Source organism: Paraburkholderia sp. (genome assembly GCF_026225065.1).
GTDB lineage: Bacteria > Pseudomonadota > Gammaproteobacteria > Burkholderiales > Burkholderiaceae > Paraburkholderia.
The window spans coordinates 1-18,673 of record NZ_JAMFSB010000411.1 but is presented as its reverse complement, the minus strand read 5'-3'; the positions used below and the strand labels follow the sequence as shown (position 1 = coordinate 18,673).

Genomic DNA, 18,673 nt, shown 5'->3' with positions numbered 1-18,673 from the left:
CCTTTTTTCATCATAGGAGCCGAGGTTGCAGAAAGCGAGTGTTGCCCCGGAAAGCGTCGAGAACGACGAACAGAATCCCGCGCGGCGTCTGCGTTTGCGGGCCGCGTGGATGTATTTCGTCGAGGAAATGACCCAGAACGAAATCGCCCTGAAGCTGGGAGTGGGACGCGTGACCGTCGTGCGCCTGCTGGCGGCTGCGCGCGAGCGCAATGAAGTGAAGATCACGATCGGCGATCGGCTGGCGGAGTGCGTCGAGGCAGAGCGTCTGCTCGAAGGCCGCTTCGGCATCGACGAGGCGATCGTCGTGCCGCTCTCGGCGCGCGGCGCCGACGCAACCGGCCCGATCGCGGCGGCGACCGGCGCCTATGTGTCGTCGCTGGTGCGCGCCGACATGCGGATTGGCGTGGCCTGGGGCCGGACCCTGGTCAGCTCGCTCGCCTTCATGAGCGAGCGCACGGTGGAGAATGTCTCCGTGGTGTCGCTGCTCGGCGGCATCATGAAAGCGCGCAAGTTCAACCCGGCTGAATTCGCCTGGCGTTTTGCTTCGTTGTTTCAGGCGGATTGCTATCTGATGACCGCACCGCTGGTGGTGGATAGTGCGGCCACGCGTCAGACCCTGATCGAACGCTGCGGCCTTGGTGATATTTTCGAACTCGCGAAGGCGCTTGACGCGGTCGTGCTCGGCGCCGCGGGCATGGGGGCGGATGCGACGGCGCACGTGTCGAAATTTATCTCCAACGCCGACCGGGCGTCGCTGCTGAAGGCCGGTGCAGTGGGCGACGTGCTGTTCAACTTCTTCGATGCCGGCGGCAACCTGGTCGATCATCCGATCAATGAACGCGTGATGTCGGTGCCGCTCGATATCATCAAGAAGGTGCCCGTACGCGTGATGGCTGCGGGCGGGGCCAGCAAGGTGCCGGCGCTCGCGGCCGCGTTGAAGATAATCAAGCCGACCGTCCTTATCACGGACGAGTACACCGCAAAAGACGTGCTGAAACTTGCCGGCCCCGGCTGAGTAGCACGTCCCCGAAAACGGTGGGGGTGGCGTGCGCTGATTGACCTGCGCGCGCCGCCTGACCGGCATCTACCCAAATTTCTCCTCCCTCCGCATTAATCAGCGCGCGCTTGCGCATGCGTGCGCTCGTTCGTTCTCCTCTGAACTTTCAGGCTCCAGATAAACCTTGGACGTCGCCATCGGCGCGTCGTAGGCACGCGTCCGCGTACGGGTAAATACCGAGCCTGAAAACGCGGTTCGGGCAAAATTCGATCTTGTCCCTTGCGTGAACAAAGTGCTATTCTGAAATACAGAAGTTCTGTTCGATTTAGGAACGAGTAAGCGCCTGCCGATCCGTCTTCGCGCGTTCGTGCGCTGAATTTCAGGAGCAATGCCCATGCATAACATCACTCCCAGTGGCCTCGCGGCCGACCTCGAAAAGCGTGCCGCCTCCGGACGTCCGATTCGCATTGGTCTGATTGGCAGCGGCGAGATGGGCACGGATATCGTGACCCAGGTGCGGCAGATGCACGGCCTGGCAATCGGCGCGATCGCCGATCTGCGGCCCGAGGCTGCGCGCGCCGCCGTGCGTGTCGCCAACGGCGCGGACACGGGTTACCGGATGGTCGACACGCGCAGTGCGCTCGAACAGGCGATCGAGGCCGGCGAGATTGCGATTACGCAGGACGTCAACGCGGTCTGCACGAGCGACCTGATCGACGTAGTGATCGACGCCACCGGCAAGCCCGCGGTCGGCGCGCAGATCGGCCTGCTGGCGATGGAGCACGGCAAGCACCTGGTGATGATGAACGTGGAAGCGGACGTGACCATCGGCGCCTATCTGCGGCGCGAGGCGGAGCGGCTAGGCGTGGTGTATTCGCTGGGCGCCGGCGACGAACCGAGCTCGACTATCGAACTGATCCAGTTCGTGAGCGCGCTCGGTTATCCGATCGTCGCAGCGGGCAAGGGCAAGAACAACCCGCTCAATATCGACGCGACGCCCGATGTCTATATGGACGAGGCCAAACGCCGCAACATGAATCCGCGCATGCTGGTGGAGTTCGTCGACGGTTCGAAGACGGCGGTCGAGATGGCGGCAATCGGTAACGCCACCGGCCTCACGCCGGACGTGCCCGGCATGCATGGGCCGTCGGCGACGCTCGAGGAACTGCACAAGGTGCTGTGCCCGGTGGCCGATGGCGGCATCCTGTCGCGCAAGGGTGTGGTCGATTACACGATAGGCAAGGGCGTGGCGCCCGGCGTGTTCGTCGTCGCGGAACTGGCGCATCCGCGCCTGCGTGAGCGGATGGAGGACCTGAAGCTCGGCGCGGGGCCGTACTACACGTTCTATCGCCCGTATCACTTGACCAGTCTTGAAGTGCCGCTCACCTGCGCGCGCTCGGTGCTGTACCGCCGCGCGGATATGGAGCCGTTGCCGGTGCCGGTCGTCGAGGTCTGCGCCGTCGCCAAGAAAGACCTGCAGCCGGGCGAACGGCTCGACGCGATTGGTGAATACACCTATCGAGCGTGGGCCATGACCGTGGGCGACGCGCGCGCGCAGCATGCCGTGCCGTGCGGGCTGATCGAAAACGGCCGCGTCACGCAGCCGATTCGCCGCGGCGAACTGCTGACCTATCGCAACTGCGCCGTGGACAGCGACTCGCCGATCGTCGCGCTACGCCGCCTGCAGGACGAGATGGTGTACGGCAAGCCGCTCGCCGTCGCGTAACGAACGGGTGCACCGCCCGTCAAGGAGGATGGACATGCAGGAGATCGTAGAAGCATTGCCCACCAGGCCGGCCATGGCACTGCGCGGGGTATTGTTCCGGCACGGGGCCGCGACGCTGCGCGAAGCCTTGCGCAAGATGATTCTTGTGCGGCGTTTCGAAGAGAGCGCCGAGCAGGCGTATATGCGTGGCCTGATCCACGGCACCATGCACCTTTCCATCGGCCAGGAAGCGAGCGCGATTGGCGCGACGCTGCCGCTCACCGACGACGACTACATCACCTCCACGCACCGTGGCCACGGCCATTGCATCGGTAAAGGCGCGGACCCGAAGCGCATGTTCGCGGAGTTTTTCGGCAAGGAGACCGGCTATTGCCGCGGTCGCGGCGGCTCGATGCATATCGCCGACGTGAGCCGGGGCAACCTGGGAGCGAACGGTATCGTGGGCGGCGGCATGCCGATCGCGGTGGGCGCCGCGCTATCCATCAAGCGGCAGCGCAAGGACCGCGTGGTGATGTGTTTCTTCGGCGACGGCGCCAATAACGAGGGCGCCTTCCACGAATCGCTGAACTTCGCTTCGATCTGGAAACTGCCGGTGATCTTCGTGTGCGAGAACAACCGCTACGGGATGTCGATGTCGGTGGAGCGTTCCACTGCGGTCGCGCACATCGCACAGCGCGCCTTGGCTTACGACATGCCAGGCGTGACCGTCGACGGCAACAGCTTCGTCGAGGTGCTCAACGCCAGCGAAGAGGCCGTTGCTCATGCACGCAAGGGCAACGGGCCTACGCTGCTCGAATGCGAGACCTACCGTCTGCGTGGCCACTCGAAGAGCGACCGCAATCGCTACCGCACGCGCGAGGAAATCGACGCGTGGAGTGCGCGCGACCCAATCGTGCGATTCGAGAACGAATTGCTGCAGTGCGGCTTGCTCGATGCCGCAAGTATCGCCACGCTGCGGGAAGAAGTCGAAGCGCAGATCGAGGCCGGCCTCGAGTTTGCACAGAACAGTCCGTCGCCGGCGCGGGCCGAACTGACCCGTTACGTGTATGCGTCGACCACTGGGAGCGAGCAATGACAGCGGACGTGCTTGAACACACGCATACGGTGCAAGCAGAGAAGACGCACGACGCAGTGCGCGAACTGACCTACGCCCAGGCGATTCAGGAAGCGATGGCCATTGCGATGGAGCGCGACGAGCGCGTGTTCCTGATGGGCGAGGACATTGGCGTCTATGGCGGCGCGTTTCAGGTCACCGGTGACCTCTACCAGCGCTTTGGACCGGAACGGGTGATGGACACGCCCATTTCCGAACTGGGCGGCGCGGGCGTCGCAGTGGGCGCGGCGATGACCGGCTCGCGGCCGATCTACGAATTCCAGTTCTCCGACTTCGCCACGCTGGCGATGGAGCAGATCGTCAACCAGGCGGCCAAGATGCGCTTCATGCTGGGCGGGGAAGCGTCGGTGCCGTTGGTGATGCGCTTTCCGGCGGGCTCGGGAACCGGTGCGGCCGCGCAGCATAGCCAGAGCCTCGAAGCCTGGTTTGCTCATGTGCCGGGCCTGAAGGTGGTCCAGCCAAGCACACCGCACGATGCGAAGGGCCTGCTGCTGGCCGCGCTCGAAGACCCGGACCCGGTGATGATCTTCGAGCACAAGCTGCTGTACAAGAGCAAAGGACCGGTGCCCGAGGGCTACTACACCGTGCCGATCGGCAAGGCGGCTGTGCGTCGCGTGGGACGCGACGTCACGATCGTGGCGACCTCGATTATGGCGATCCGCTCGCTGGAAGCCGCAGCGCAGCTCGAACAGGAAGGTGTGGATGCCGAAGTGATCGACCTGCGCAGCATCCGGCCGATCGACCGCGAAGCGATCATCGAGAGCATTCGCAAGACCTCGCGGCTGATCTGCGTGTACGAGGGCGTGCAGCAGCTCGGCATAGGTGCGGAGATCGCTGCCATTGCGTGCGAGAGTGAGGCCTTCGATTACCTCGACGCGCCGGTGATTCGGCTGGGCGGCGCCGATTGTCCGCTGCCGTACAACCCCGAGCTGGAAAAGGCCGCGGTCCCGCAGATCGACGATATCGTCGCGGCGGCACGGCGCATCGTCGGCAGGAGAGGGTGAGATGCCGACCGAAGTCATCTTGCCACGCGTCGACATGGACATGACAGAGGGCATGATCGCCGCCTGGCATGTCGACGAAGGCGACGAGGTACGCGAAGGAATGCTGATCTTCGAGATCGAGACCAGCAAGGCGACCATGGAAATCGACGCGCCGGCCAGCGGCATCATCCGTCAGATCAATGCGCCCGTTGGTGAGTCGGTGCCGGTGGGCAAGGCGGTCGCGTGGATTTATGCGGCGGGTGAGGCGTTGGTCGACCACCGCGAGCGCGGCGGCGCAGCGGTGGCGGGTGGCGCGTCGATGCACCCGGAAGAGGCAACGCAGGGGCAGACGCAGACAAAGACGCCGCAAACCTACGCTACGGAGGCGTATGAGTACGCAGCACCCTCCGATCAGAATCCTCACGCGGCCGACGACTTCGCGTCTACTGAAGGGCAAGAGCCTTTACGGGCGACCCCCGCTGCGCGGCGCCTCGCTCGCGAGCACGAACTGCGGCTCGTGGAGATTGCCGGGTCCGGGCCGCATGGACGTATCGCTGCGCAAGATGTGCTGCGTGCGGCCATGCTAGAGGAGACGCCAGGGCAGGTACTTAGCAGCGCACCGCACACGCGCCTGCACAGCATCACGTTACGCAAGGGAAGCGGCGATCCGCTGGTGCTATTGCACGGCTTCGCCGCGGAATCCAATAGCTGGCGACCGTTCTCGCAGGCGGTGGTGCGCCTCGGCGGGACGGAGGCCGGCATGCTGGCCGTGGACTTGCCGGCGCACGGCAAATCGCCGGTAGAGGCTGCGGGCTCGCTGGAAGACATGGTCGCGGCGCTCGAGCAAACTTTGCTCGACGCTGGCATCGAGCGTTGTCACCTGGTCGGCCATTCTTGCGGTGGCGCTTTGGCCCTGGCCACCTCGGCGCAGGCGTCGCGGCTTGAGGTGCGCTCACTGGCTCTGCTTGCTCCGGCGGGTCTGGGACCCGAGAGCAACGGTGCGTTCCTGCGTGGCCTTACTGACGCGACGCGGCGTTCGAGTCTCGTCCCATGGCTCAGGCAGTTGTTTGCGGACCCGGCGCGGCTGGATGAAGGGTTTGTCGCCACTGCGTGGCAGCAACTGGAGAGCCCCGAGGTTCGCGAACGGCTTGCGATGGTGGCGGATACGTTCTTTCCCGACGGCACACAGATGCTGGATCTACGGCATCTGCTCAACGATCTGACGATGCCCGTACGCGTGCTCTGGGGGCAGCAGGACCGCATACTGCCGGTTAGGCATGCAGACGGGTTGCCCGGCCATATCGCGGTGCACCGGTTCACGGGTGTGGGTCATTTGCCGTACGTCGAAGCCGAGGCGGAGGTGGCCCGGGTGGTCGTGCAAAACATGGCATCTGCAATGGCGGTGAACACGAGCGCGCGTGTCGCGATACGATAGCGCACCATGCGGCTTGTGCAACAGTTCGGCAAGGCGCGTGATGAGAGAGTGAGTGGGGAGTGGATGGCGTTTTCCCCAATGATATTCTAGATGAACAATTGTATTATCCAAAGTACAAGATGTTCACAGATAACTATGTTGCATGGGACATAGGAGACGACGATGGACTTTGTGCGCGGTGCCTTACTCGCCCTGGCGGTGTTCTGGGCGTTGCAACTGGTCGGTTCATGGTTTCAGATGCGCCGCTATGGCGACGCGATCCGCGATACCACAAAGCGCTGGCAGAGCGGCTTTCTGGGCGTCGGCGCCTGCAAGGTCAAACTCGGACGCGGCGCGGTCGCTATCGTCGTGCTGTCCCCCGATCTGCGCGTTTGCCAGTTTCTCAGCATGTCCGGTCTCACGGTCTTCACGCGCTTCCGTCCTCACGAAGGTTTTACCGGCTTGTCGACGAGCGAGTTCAACGCGCGCCTGAAGACCTCGAAGTTGCGCCGCAGCATTGCGCAGGCTGCCACCGATGCACTCGAGCGCGCCCAACGCGCCGCGCAAGCACCTACCTGATTCCCTGATTAGATAGTTTAGCAAACTGTTGTTTCCGGTTCCGCCGGGTGACGCTGAATCAAGTCCTGCGGAGCTTTTCGCGATCGTTTCGGTTTATCTGGGAGATTCGCCATGTTCATGCTTGATTGGCTCACGCATGTCGCTGAAGGGTTCATCGGCATCTTCAATGCCGGCGGTAAAACGTTTGTGGGTTTCGTGGTGGGCATCCTGCCCACGCTGATCGTGCTGTTGACCGCGGTGTACACGTTGATCGCGCTGATCGGCGAGCAGCGGGTGCAAGGCCTCGCGCGCTTTTTCTCGAAGAATGTCATCACCCGCTACACGCTGTTGCCGCTGCTCGCGATGTTCTTCCTGACCAATCCGATGGCCTACACGTTTGGGGTGTTTCTCGAAGAGAAGCACAAGCCCGCGTTTTACGATTCCGCTGTTTCGCTGTGCCACCCGATTACCGGCCTCTTTCCGCACTGCAATCCTGGCGAACTGTTTGTCTGGCTCGGCGTGGCGGCTGGTCTCACCAAACTGGCGGAAAGCCATGCATTGGCGTTTTCCATTCCGAAGCTCGCGTTGTTCTACCTGATCGTCGGTCTTTTTGTGAATCTGCTGAAAGGCATCCTTACTGAGGCGTTGACCCGGATTCTGGCTCACCGTGAAAACATCGAACTGTGATGCACTGCCGTCGCCGGCAATCCAACATCGAGACTGAGGAGACCTGACATGGATACGAGAGCATACAGAACGGTGAAGGTCGAGCGTGGACCCAACGGTTGGGGTGGCCCGCTCCTGATTCATCCCACGGCGGAGCGCAACAAGATCGTCGCCGTGACGGGCGGTAGCATCCCTGAACTGGCGAGGGTTCTCGCCGAAATGACGGGCGGCGTGCTTGTCGACGGCTTCCGCAACCCGCCGCCCGAGTCGGAGATGGCCGCGGTGGTGATCGACTGCGGCGGCACGGCGCGCTGCGGAGTCTATCCGCGCAAGAAGATTCCGACCATCAATCTGACGTCCGTCGGCCAATCGGGCCCGCTGGCTCAATTTATTACCGAGGATACCTATGTATCCGGCGTCACTCCGGCGAACCTGACGGCGGTCGAAGACGACGAGCCAGGCGCTGCCCGCGCAAGCGCCGCGCGTACCGCAAGCAGCAGCACCTCGCCGTTCGCCGAGCCTACCGGCATCGTCGGCGCTGCCACGCGCGAAGCTGAAAGCTCGCGTGGCCTGATCGGCTTCATCACGCGGATCGGGCGCGGCATGGGCGGTGTCGTCAACGTGCTGTTCAACAGCGGTCGCAAGGCGATCGATACGGTGATCCGCAACGTGCTGCCGTTCATGGCCTTCGTGACGATGCTGATCGGTATCATCAACTCGACTGGGATCGGCACGGGGCTGGCCCATCTGCTGTCGCCGCTCGCCGGCAACATCGTCGGCCTGATCGTGCTATCCGCGATCTGCGGCTTGCCGTTCCTTTCCCCGATACTTGGACCCGGAGCGGTAATCGCCCAGGTGATCGGCGCGGCAATCATTGGGCCGGCCATCGGCAACGGCACGATTCCGCCGCAGATGGCGCTCCCGGCGCTGTTCGCATACGACACCCAGGTCGGCTGCGACTTCGTGCCGGTCGGCATGGCGCTTGGCGAAGCGAAGCCGGAGACGATCCGCATTGGCGTGCCGGCGGTCCTGATCAGCCGGCAGATCATGGGGCCGATTTCGGTTCTGATCGCGTGGGCGGCAAGCTTTGCACTTTAACGGGTGAGATGGAATGACTATGCATTACTACAAGACGGTGATCTCGGAGGTCGGTCCCGAAGTGAGGGACCTGCTGGAAGGCGGCGTGCTGATTCTCTACGCGGATGGCGCGCCGCCTGAACTCGCCGAAGTGTCGGTGCTGCATCGGGCCGAGCAACTGCATCCCGAGGCACCGCGCGCGGGTTCGCAGTTGCGCATCGGCGAGGTCAGCGCGTTCGTCACCGCAGTGGGGCCGACGGCATGGAACAAGGTGAACGAGATGGGTCACGTGGTGATCAATTTCAACGGTTCGAGCACCGCTGAGCGTCCCGGCGAAATCTGCGCGCAACCGGTCGATACGGATGCGCTGCTTGCGTGGATCCGCAGCGGCACCGTGATCGAGATCGTCGATGTTTGATGCAGCAGCCCGTTATGCATTGATAGCGCGGTCAAGGTTGCAATAGAGCAGTAGTCGGTTGAATGCTTTACGTGAGAAGGTCCTGTCATGCTAGAAACCGCAATCGTCGTGAAGGTAAACGAAGGACTGCATGCGCGTCCCGCCACGCAGTTCGCCAAGCTTGCGAAAGAGTTTTCCTGTTCGCTGCAGGTCTTTCGCGGCACGACGTGCGCCGATGCAAAAAGCGCGGTGAAACTCATGCTGCTCGGCGTCAAACAGGACGATCAGATTCTGCTGCGAGCGGACGGTTCGGACGAAAGCGATGCGGTGCGCCGGCTGTTGCAGTTTCTCTCGGAGCCTACTGCAGGGGTGGCGCTTGCGCGGCATGACGGAAATGGCGGTTCGGGGGAACAGGCTGGGGTAACCGAGCTCATAAAGGCTGCGGGTCTGGCGGAAGCCGCTCAGACGCAGCAGCAGGAGCAGAAGCAGTCGCTCGTAGCGGAGGGAGCAGCCGCCAGCGAACCATCAGTGCGTGGCGTGGCGGCGAGCGAAGGCCTGGCATACGGCGAGGCGTTCGTGTACTTGCCCGAAGCGTTGCGTGCTGCGCGGCAGTTTATCGAGCCGGATGAAGTGGAAGGGGAGTTGGCCCGCTTCGGTGTGGCGTTTCGCGAAGCGATCGCCGCACTGGATACGCAGTTCGAAACGATGGGGCAGCACGGCGACATCGTCGAGGCACTGACGGACGTCGCTCAAAGCGATGAGTTTTCCGGCGCAGTCAAGGATCGCATCACGTCGGGTTGGGATGCGGCCGCGGCGACGTTGCAGGTGGGCGAAGAACTCGCCGCCGCCTTTCTCGCGATGGACGATGAATATGTGAGAAGCCGCGCCGACGATATCCGCGGCATCGCGCGTCAGGTGACGTTACGACTGCTCGGTCGCGATGACGTTAGCCTTGCGTCATTGACGCAGCCCTGCATCGTGCTGGCCTCCGATCTGAGCGCCCTCGATTTCGCGCGCGCTTGTGTCGCTAACATCAAGGGTCTGGTCTGCATCAAGGGGAGCGCGACTTCGCACCTTGCCATCATGGCGCGTGCGCATGGCATCCCGGCAGTGCTGGGCTTGCCGGTGCCGGAGGAGCGCTTGCGCGAAGCGACAGCCGTCGCGCTCGACGGCGCGCAGGGGCATGTATGGTTCGATCCGTCGTCCGGGTTACGGGCGGACTTTGCCGAGCGTATCGCGCAGGACCGTAGCCGGCGTGCCGCATTGAGCGTGTATCGCGATGTGGCTCCGGTGACGCGTGACGGCCGGCACATCGAGATCGCGGCGAACCTCGGTTCACTGACGGAGATCGACGCGGCGCTCGAAGCCGGCGCGATGGGCGTGGGCCTGTTCCGTACAGAACTGCTGTTCATGGATCGCCGCAGCTTGCCCGACGAGGATGAACAGTACGGCGTTTACAGCCAGCTGGCGCAGGCTTTTTATCCGCGTCCGGTGGTGATCCGTACGCTAGATGTCGGCGGCGACAAGCCGGTGCCCGGCATCGTCTTTCCGCAGGAGGACAATCCGTTCCTCGGCTGGCGTGGCGTGCGCATGTGCCTCGATCGTCCCGACGTGTTCAAGCCGCAATTGCGCGCGTTGCTGCGTGCGGCGGTGGTGGGCAATGTGCGCGTGATGTTGCCGATGATCGATGATCTCGACGAAATTCGGCGTGTGAAGACGCTGCTTGCAATCTGTGCGCAAGAGCTTTCCCAGGAAGGCGTGACCTACGCACAGCCGAAACTGGGCATCATGGTCGAGACGCCGGCCGCAGCGCTCACGGCCGATCTGCTGGCGCCCGAAGTGGACTTCTTCTCGATCGGCACGAACGATCTGACGCAGTATGTGATGGCCGTCGATCGCGTCAATCCGAATCTGGCGGCGCTATACAGGACCGATCATCCGGCGGTACTGCGCGCAATTGGCATGGTCTGCGAGGCGGCGAAGAAGGCGAACATCAGCGTGGCCGTGTGCGGCGAGGCGGCGGCGCGGCCCGAGATGATCCCGGTCCTCATCGGCCTGGGGGTCAACGAACTCAGTATGAGTCCATCGTCGGTGTTGAGGGCGAAGAAGATTGTGAGCGAGTTGTAGTTCACGGGTTTTTTTCTGGTAGATGTCGATCCTGCCGGGGTTCAAACGTCGTTGCTTTGAACGCAACCGGTCAACAGCCGAGGGTTTGCTGTTGTAATCGGGTTCCAGCCGCCATGGCAATCCGACCCAGGAGAAAACACAGTGGACAAAGCCGACAATCCGATCCTGCAGGTTCTGGATGACTACAAAGCTGCGGTATTCGCAAAGAACGTCGACTCGTTCGTTGCGCTGTATGACCCGCACGTATCGGTCTTCGACATGTGGGGCGCATGGTCTTACACCGGCATCGCGTCCTGGCGAGAAATGGTGGTGACCTGGTTCGACTCGCTGGGTACGGAACGCGTTATCGTTGATTTCAGCGACGCACAAACGACCGTCGCCCAGGACCTCGCCGTTATCCACGCCTTCGTGACATACAAAGCGGTCAATGCCGACGGCGCGGATTTGCGCTCGCTGGACAATCGGATGACCGTGACGCTCAGGCGGAAGGACGACGCGTGGAAAATTATCCACGAACATACCTCCTCTCCGATCGACTTCGATACGACGAAGGCTATTTTCAAGCGTTGACAAAGCGTGTTCGAGGCCCTAGGGCGTCGTGACACAGCAAAGCGGCCCACGGCAGGCAGTCACGCATTCGGTCCGGCGTCCCCTCGAGTCAAAGGTCGAGGTGGTCAGGGTCGTAGTGGGTACGCCAAGCGTCCGGTTGAAGACATCGGATACGCTTTCTTGTGGAGTTGGCTTGTCCCCGTACACAAAGATCGTGTTCGGATGCTCACGCTCGAACTCGATGCGTCGCTGCAAAGCCTGCTCGGCTGCGGTTTGATCTGCCTGCGCTTGCGCGCGCTGCGCCTGATCGCGCGCCGTGGCCGGATCGAGCAACTGATGTTCAGGAGCAATGGGCCGCGACGGCGTATTGCAACTGAGTACTACCGAGGAACATCCCGGCTCGGCGGGAACTTCGGAGGCGGCAATCGGAGGGGCAACTTCGACACTTGCGGGCGCGGTATCCGGAGTATCTGCAGTATTCGCAGTACCGGAAGCCTGGCCAAAACACGCGCCGCTCGCGCTGAATAGCACTGCGGCGGCGAGCTGGGCCACCGTGGCACGGACTTTCTTTTGGCTTACAGAGAGCGCCATCCATTTATCCTGTAACGAGTCTATGCAATTCCGACAAGCGCAAGCCTCGACAGTTCGCGGATCGACCCACCACGAGTGCACTAAAGACGGGAAATTGACTATCGCAGCGTTGCCTGGAAAAACTGCACCACGCTGGCGTTGAATTGGTCATGGAACGCCGCGCGGTCGAAGCCCGGCTGGCTGTCGCAGATTTCCGGCTTCTTCCGCGACAGACGCGCATCGCACGGTGGCAGAAAGTCGTAATGGCCTGCGTTGGCGACCACGTGATATTCCGGCGGGCGGGGCAGGTCGGCGCGGACGGCTTCCTCGTAGTAGGGATGCGGTTGATGACGATCGTCAGCGGCTCGCCAGAGCTGCACGGGGATGTGCACGCTGCTTAACCCAGCGCTGCCGAAGGCAAAACCGAACGCGGGCGCAGCGATGACTGCGGCCCTGATACGTGGATCGTGAACCCAGGCGCCGGCGGGAACATCGTCGCTGAGACGGGGATCGACGCCGGCCTGTTTCAGAGTCGCGCAGAGGTCATGATCGGGGTGGGCGTCGCAATACGGGGCGATCTGGGCGAGGTCCGGGGTCCCGCCTGCGGCTACGAGCACGGTGAAGCCGCCGTTGGAAAAGCCGAACGCGCCGACACGGGCCGCATTCAGCCGTCCATGCCCACGCCACTCGTCAAGCATGTAGTCAACCAGCAGGTGAAGCTGGGCGGGACGGCGCCACAATTGCAAGACCCGGCTCTGGTCATCGAACGTGTCGCCGGTGTGACTGACCGAGGCCACCACGAAGCCGGCGTGAGCGAGAGCAAGAGCCGTATCGTAGTGGCCGTCGTACCATCCGCCTCCGCCGTGCGACATCACCACCAGCGGCAGGCGATGACCCGCGATCGGAGCGTCCGGCGCCACAGTCTGGGTGACGTTGCCCAAGGCGTGCGGTGTCGCCGGGGTGTCGGTCGGATACCAGATCCCGGCCGTTAGCGGCGGCTCTGCGCCGCTCGCTATCTTGACCTCCTCGAAACCGACATCGGCGGCGAAGGCAGGCGCAGCAGCCAGCGCAAAAAGAGTGGTGATCATGGCCATTAATCTCACGGCGCTCTCCAGTGTTTGCGTCGACGTCACTCTGACATGCAAAAGACCGCCGCCGGTTAAAGCGCCAGCGAACGTCGGCATTCAGGGAAGCGCCAACAGCGCGGATTGTACGTCGACCGGCAACGCTGTAGACTCGTTGAGCGCCGATCGTTCGCTTTTCAGAATCTGCTACTCATAGCCGACGAGCAAACCCTCTGACCCGAGCCGGCGCGGTTCCAGGCCATACGGAACAACCACGCGCCAGGCGCGTATGCCTTCATGGTGGCCACTCTGACGAGGTGCTGCTATATGAAACTCCGGCAGTTGCGTTATTTCGTGACAATCGTCGATGCCGGCAGTTTCTCGCGCGCGGCACAGGTTGCCCATGTGGCCCAGCCTGCCCTGAGTCAGCAGATCGCCGACCTCGAAGATCAGCTCGGCGTATCGCTACTGCAACGCAGCGCTCGCGGCGTGAACGCCACGGCTGCGGGCGAGCGGCTTTACGTGGAGGCGAGTGCGATTCTGCGACGCGTCGAGCGCTTGCCTGAGGTCGTACGTGGACAAGGCGAAGAGGTGGAGGGTTGCGTTTCCATCGGCATGGCTTTCCCCCTTGCGGCGCAACTCGCCGGGCCGATCATGGCGGCATGCTGCACTGCGTTGCCAAAAGTGCGGCTGAAGCTTTCGTCCGCTGGCAGCATTCAATTGGCCACGAGCATTCGCGAACACGCCATCGACCTTGCTGTGCTCTTCGAAGGTGAGCCGTATGCGGGTTGTGTCCGTGTGCCGCTATTCGATCGACGGCTCTTTCTCCTGCGACGTACAAACGGATCGGTCAGACCTGGATCGATCACATTTCAGGAACTCGCGGGCCTCCCGCTCGTGCTGCCGCATCAGCCGAATATCGTGCGACTTGTACTCGACCGGCTGTTCGCAGAGGCGGGGATCGAGCCGCATGTCGCGGCTGAAGCCGACGTGAGTGCCGACATGCTCGCGGCCGTACAAGCCGGTGTCGGCGATACCATCTTGCCGCTTGGCGGCACGGACGAACTGCCCGGTAATATTTTCGCGCAAGCCATCGAACCCGCAGTTTCGTTGACGGCCAGCATCGTCTCTTCTGCGGAGACGCCGCTCTCTGCCGCGGGGGAAGCCGTGCGGGATTTCATTGCGGGCTTTGTGAAACAGCACCTGTCCGAGCACCCGGTGCCCGGCGTCGAACCAGTCGGGGAATGACCCATGGCGAGCTATCGCGGCCGCTTATACCCGCATCGCAAGACAGTATTTTCCCCATCCTGAAAAAGCGCTCAGACTTGGGCCTTGGCATCCTGGAGACGACATGAGGTCGTCCGATGCATGGCGTGAGGGTTGGTGGCGTGGCGAAATTAATCTATCGGGTGGTCGCCACGAGCGCCGCATTGGGTGCCGGATTCCCGCAGGAATCGCTGCAAAAGGCGCTGGCTGGCCGTATCGACGCTGTGATCGCCAACGCAGGTTCGATGAGTGCGGGTCCGTATTGCCCTGGCAGCGGCGCCCAATACTTCGAGCGTGATGCGCTCAAGAAAGACTTTCGCAAGATGGTCGAGGCCGTAGAACTTGTCGCGGCCCCGGTGATTCTCGGTAACTGCGGGATGGCGGGCGGTAATCGGAATCTCGACTGGATGCTCGAGGTCGCCAGAGAGGTATTCGAAGAACTCGACGTGCGCGATGCGAAAGTGGCCGTCATCCGGTCTGAACTGGATCCGGCTATCGTGATCGATGAAGCGCGCGCCGGAGCATTGCACCCGCTCGGCGCGGGACCCGCGCTCGATGAAGCGTCGCTGCGCGAAAGCACGATCGTCGGGCAGATGGGCATCCATCCGCTGCTTGCAGCGCTGCATGGCGGCGCGAAGTATGTCTTCGCGGGCCGTTCGTGTGGCGCGACGCTCTTCGCAGCCGACATGCTCCGCTGCGGCATCGCGCCGGGGCTTGCCTATCACGTCGGGCATGTGCTCGAGTCCGGTGCGCTCGCTTGCGATCCCGGCTCGCCATCGGACTGTCTCGTGGCGGAGATTTACGACGACGGCAGTGCGGTTTTTATCGCACCCGACGAGAACCGTTCGTGTACGCCGTATTCCCTCGCTGCGCATTCGCTTCATGGGCAAGCTCACCCGCAGTTGCAGTTCTTTCCTGAAGGCGTGCTCGCGATGGCCAAGACGGAGTTCTTCGCCGTCGGTACGCGCAGCGCGGGCATTCGCAAGAGCCGCTTTTATCGCACCGGCAAGCCGTGGCCGTTGAGCATCAAGCTTGAGGGCGTGCGTCGCGTGGGTTTGTCCAAGGGGGCGCTGTTCGACCTCGATACGCCCGATACGTATGAATGGACGCTCTATCACCTCCTTCAAAACGAAGACGTCATTCACAACCGGATGTTTCCTGTTCACTACTACAGCGCAAATGGCCGCGAATGGAGCAGGACAGGGGAGGCGAAAGCAGAGTATTTCGACGTGGGCGAACCGGCAGGCACGCAGAATCTCGACGACAGAACGCTCTGCGCGATCGAGGACGTGCCGCCACAAGCGACGCCATCGGGAAGCCGGCCTTTGCTCGACATCGCCCGTGTGATCCGAAGCGCAAACGCAGGCATCAACTGGATAACATTCGACGTGCTGTTCGTATCGAAGGACGCGTATGAGGCGGCACTGCGCTCGAACTTCTTCTGCGCGCGCAATGTGGCGGACGAACTGGGCTTCGAGCTGACCTCAGTGTTGGGCACTTATTTCGTCGACAACTGCAACGCGATCAAGATCACCTTGGAGAAGCCGATCGTATCGGCGTCGCTCGCGCCCGGTGAACGCGATGTATTTGGCGCTCGACAGCAGTCCATGCTGGAGCGGCTGGTCATTCCGATGTTCGCATAAAGCTAGTAGGTTGTTGCGCACCAGTGCAACCCTATTCAGCGATATCGTCATTGCGCAGACTCAAGAAGATCAGCACGAGGGAAAATGTCGCGAAGAACCGGAACGCGCTTTCCTCGCCATTCCACGTAGAGGACATCCACATTCCGAACCATTCGCCGCCGATCGACATGAAGGCGACCTGCCACGTGAGGAACCCGAGCGTGAGTCCGGCAATCGCCCGCCGTTTCGAGCGGTTGAATGCGCCACGGTCCGCGCGGCGCGCGCGCCACATATTGAAGGCGCCGATCCAGCAGCAGACGGCGACCACGGTCTCAAGCGCAATGATTGATACATAACCTGCGTTCTGGATGACAGGCGACGTTATCGCGCGATAACCGATCGCGCTGCCCGGAAAGATCGTATCCATGCGGAAGACGTGCTGCACGAACGCGAGGTTGCTGCCGTAGTCGGTGAGGTTGCCGAAGCTCACAAGCGACGCGAGCAGCGCCATCGACATTACGAGCAGCAGTTTGGAAACACGGATAGTCACGATGACCTCGTTTTGGCAAAAATGTCCTGTTGAGCCATAGATTAAACCGGCTGATGAAGGTTCAGGGACCTGCAGCCAGCGAGGCGGCGGCATGCCGGATTTTTCACATCGACAATTAGCGGCGAATTATCTGCGCTTCGTCCCAGTCGTTCTAATTCCCACCTCATATTCGCGGCCTAAATTGTCTGCGTGATCAGACCGTCAAGCGACGGCTTGGCCCGGAACCCGAAGAAGTGGCCAGAGATTGCCGCCATCGTGGACCGGCCGCCCCATTTTCATTTGATTTTTTTGTCAGGAGCCCACCATGCAGAGCCTTCACTGCGAACTTACCTCCCAAAGCCGGCCACGGACCGCGAGAAGAATATATCGCCGCGCCTCGCCGACAGAGATGATCTACATGCAGACGCACACGAATGTGGTGAGCCGGAGCAGTATCGCAGGCGCGATCAACAGGGAGCAATTTGACACCGCCGTGGCGTGTCTGGAGGCTCGCTACAGCATTCTCCGTGCGGTCGTTGAGGATGGGCAATACGTGGAGCGGACGGACAACTGGCAGGCGGTTGAATCCTGGTTGTCTGCCGATCGGTGTTCCGCCGATGGCTTATATGCGAAGTTGCTGAATGCCGAGCTGGATACGCGGAAAAAAATCTACAGTCTCCACGTCATTGCCGGTGACGATACGCTCGACGTCTTCATGCTAAGCACGCACGCAGTGACAGACGCGACGTCGCTCGTCGAACTGCATGCCTGTCTTGCTTACATCTGCGATTGCATCGTGCGCGGCATAGCCCCGGCGTTGGAGACACAGTCCGTTCCGAGCCCGCTCGATGCGGCGGTGAGTCAAAGCCTGGCCGCGCTTCCAGCAGACCACCTAGGCGTCCCCATTTCGTATTCGGGGGCATTTGCGCAAATCCCGCCGCGGGCGCGGCAAGATGGTGGGCCTCCGAGGCGACGCCTCGAGCGGACGATGATCCAGGCAGACGCCATGCAGCGAATCCACGCCGCAGCCCATGCGCACGGTTCCTCAGTGCACTCGCTTCTGCTCGCCGCGTTTGCGCTCGCGATTGGCGACGTGGCGACAGAGCAGCCGCGGCAGATTCTGATGCGATCGAGCGTCGATATGCGCCGCAGGCTTGAACCGCACGTTTCGCATGAACTCGTGTTTACGGCCATTACAGGACACATCACGCGGATCCCCGATCTGGATCGTCCCCTCTTCGACATCGCGAAACTCGTTTTTCACGATATCCACGAGGGCGTGACTAACGGTTCAGTGTTTCATACTTACCTGAATTACCCGAGATTGTTTGGCGGAATGCAACAACCACCTGTTGCGCTCAATGTCTCCGACATGCAGGCGATCAAATTTCGTTGGCCGACACAGCGGCTGAAAGTGACCGGCTTTGATTATGCGTGTGGCTTGAAGAATTTCCCCAACGTTTCGGTCGCGATTTTCGACGGATTGCTGGTCGCAAACACCGTGTACGCGGAAGAGTTCATCGACCCCGCGGTCATGCGGGCGATCTCGGAAAGTGTCGTGAAGAGACTGGATTCCGCTTGCCAGTAACGGCAGCCCGCGCCTGGCGGGCTGGAAATCACCATGGGCGGTGCGAGCTATATGCGCTGCTTATATTGGCATCGGCAGTCGGTATTTTCGCTATTCCAGAAAATCCTGCACACTGCGCCCCGTAGTATCAAGACGACCACTTGTCGTGATTCGATCCAGGGCAAAACCATGCGCGGGGATGCGCAAGACTCTTCACAAATGTGAATTCCAGGTGATTTAAGCCCAACACAATACGTTATCCGAATCAACAGGGGGATTTCCAGTTTCAATAGCGTGCGGCCGACGTAGAGCGAACGCTATCCAGAACGGTGGGACATCATGCGAGTTTTACTGGTTGAAGAGGATGTGCAGATTGGCGAAAGCCTGCTTCGCGCATTGAAGGATGCGGATTGCAGTGTCGACTGGGTTCGCGACGGCAAGGCGGGT

The 18,673-nt window shown here is 61.9% G+C and carries 17 protein-coding genes and 1 pseudogene; 15 read left to right on the top strand and 3 right to left on the bottom strand.

The features are described 5' to 3' along the window. Nucleotides 1–25 precede the first annotated feature (25 nt). The 11 genes from M0954_RS28410 (at nucleotide 26) to M0954_RS28360 (ending at nucleotide 11,629) form a co-directional block, all read left to right on the top strand. A complete protein-coding gene (locus M0954_RS28410; protein WP_297356815.1) occupies nucleotides 26–1,015 on the top strand; it encodes a sugar-binding transcriptional regulator in 990 nt (329 codons plus the stop codon). 376 nt (nucleotides 1,016–1,391) lie between these two features. Next, nucleotides 1,392–2,723 (top strand): NAD(P)H-dependent oxidoreductase, encoded by a 1,332-nt coding sequence (locus tag M0954_RS28405; RefSeq protein ID WP_297356814.1) that lies wholly within the window; start codon nucleotides 1,392–1,394, stop codon nucleotides 2,721–2,723. Between the two features lie 34 nt (nucleotides 2,724–2,757). Then, a complete protein-coding gene (locus M0954_RS28400) occupies nucleotides 2,758–3,798 on the top strand; it encodes a thiamine pyrophosphate-dependent dehydrogenase E1 component subunit alpha (protein WP_297356813.1) in 1,041 nt (346 codons plus the stop codon). A 56-nt stretch (nucleotides 3,799–3,854) separates the two neighbouring features. Then, nucleotides 3,855–4,841, top strand: coding sequence for an alpha-ketoacid dehydrogenase subunit beta (locus M0954_RS28395; protein ID WP_220795610.1), 987 nt, complete (start codon nucleotides 3,855–3,857; stop codon nucleotides 4,839–4,841). 1 nt (nucleotide 4,842) lies between these two features. Continuing rightward, on the top strand, nucleotides 4,843–6,255 hold the full coding sequence (locus M0954_RS28390; protein WP_297356812.1) for an acetoin dehydrogenase dihydrolipoyllysine-residue acetyltransferase subunit: 1,413 nt from the start codon (nucleotides 4,843–4,845) through the stop codon (nucleotides 6,253–6,255). A gap of 162 nt (nucleotides 6,256–6,417) precedes the next feature. Then, nucleotides 6,418–6,813: a transcriptional regulator GutM gene (locus M0954_RS28385; RefSeq protein ID WP_122155813.1), complete on the top strand. Its 396-nt coding sequence runs from the start codon at nucleotides 6,418–6,420 to the stop codon at nucleotides 6,811–6,813. Nucleotides 6,814–6,924: 111 nt separating this feature from the next. Then, a complete protein-coding gene (locus tag M0954_RS28380) occupies nucleotides 6,925–7,479 on the top strand; it encodes a PTS glucitol/sorbitol transporter subunit IIC (RefSeq protein WP_220795546.1) in 555 nt (184 codons plus the stop codon). A 48-nt stretch (nucleotides 7,480–7,527) separates the two neighbouring features. Next, a complete protein-coding gene (locus M0954_RS28375; protein ID WP_122155814.1) occupies nucleotides 7,528–8,556 on the top strand; it encodes a PTS glucitol/sorbitol transporter subunit IIB in 1,029 nt (342 codons plus the stop codon). Between the two features lie 19 nt (nucleotides 8,557–8,575). Beyond that, nucleotides 8,576–8,953, top strand: a complete 378-nt coding sequence (locus M0954_RS28370; protein ID WP_208297260.1) for a PTS glucitol/sorbitol transporter subunit IIA — start codon at nucleotides 8,576–8,578, stop codon at nucleotides 8,951–8,953. An 87-nt stretch (nucleotides 8,954–9,040) separates the two neighbouring features. Then, entirely contained in the window at nucleotides 9,041–11,059 is a 2,019-nt protein-coding gene (ptsP, locus tag M0954_RS28365; RefSeq protein WP_297356811.1) for a phosphoenolpyruvate--protein phosphotransferase, read from the top strand. A 141-nt stretch (nucleotides 11,060–11,200) separates the two neighbouring features. Beyond that, on the top strand, nucleotides 11,201–11,629 hold the full coding sequence (locus M0954_RS28360; protein WP_122155817.1) for a nuclear transport factor 2 family protein: 429 nt from the start codon (nucleotides 11,201–11,203) through the stop codon (nucleotides 11,627–11,629). 18 nt (nucleotides 11,630–11,647) lie between these two features. On the opposite strand, the gene M0954_RS28355 is transcribed toward M0954_RS28360, so the two are convergent. Together M0954_RS28355 and M0954_RS28350 are read right to left on the bottom strand one after the other, a co-directional pair. Further along, the gene (locus M0954_RS28355; protein ID WP_297356810.1) at nucleotides 11,648–12,199 is read right to left on the bottom strand and encodes a hypothetical protein; all 552 of its coding nucleotides are present in this window, start codon (nucleotides 12,197–12,199) and stop codon (nucleotides 11,648–11,650) included. 98 nt (nucleotides 12,200–12,297) lie between these two features. Continuing rightward, the gene (locus M0954_RS28350) at nucleotides 12,298–13,272 is read right to left on the bottom strand and encodes a dienelactone hydrolase (RefSeq protein ID WP_297356808.1); all 975 of its coding nucleotides are present in this window, start codon (nucleotides 13,270–13,272) and stop codon (nucleotides 12,298–12,300) included. Nucleotides 13,273–13,569: 297 nt separating this feature from the next. Here M0954_RS28350 and M0954_RS28345 point away from each other — a divergent pair, with 297 nt between their 5' ends. Next, complete coding sequence (locus tag M0954_RS28345) at nucleotides 13,570–14,490, top strand: LysR substrate-binding domain-containing protein (protein WP_122155819.1); 921 nt, start codon at nucleotides 13,570–13,572, stop codon at nucleotides 14,488–14,490. 140 nt (nucleotides 14,491–14,630) lie between these two features. Then, complete coding sequence (locus tag M0954_RS28340; RefSeq protein WP_297356807.1) at nucleotides 14,631–16,151, top strand: DUF4387 family protein; 1,521 nt, start codon at nucleotides 14,631–14,633, stop codon at nucleotides 16,149–16,151. Between the two features lie 31 nt (nucleotides 16,152–16,182). Here M0954_RS28340 and M0954_RS28335 read toward each other — a convergent pair whose 3' ends face one another. Further along, nucleotides 16,183–16,680: a DUF2165 family protein gene (locus M0954_RS28335; protein WP_297356805.1), complete on the bottom strand. Its 498-nt coding sequence runs from the start codon at nucleotides 16,678–16,680 to the stop codon at nucleotides 16,183–16,185. Between the two features lie 304 nt (nucleotides 16,681–16,984). On the opposite strand from M0954_RS28335, the gene M0954_RS28330 reads away from it, so the two are divergent. Together M0954_RS28330 and M0954_RS28325 are read left to right on the top strand one after the other, a co-directional pair. Continuing rightward, on the top strand, nucleotides 16,985–18,247 hold the full coding sequence (locus tag M0954_RS28330; protein ID WP_297356803.1) for a hypothetical protein: 1,263 nt from the start codon (nucleotides 16,985–16,987) through the stop codon (nucleotides 18,245–18,247). Between the two features lie 318 nt (nucleotides 18,248–18,565). Beyond that, nucleotides 18,566–18,673: pseudogene (locus M0954_RS28325) on the top strand (DNA-binding response regulator); the annotation flags it as partial.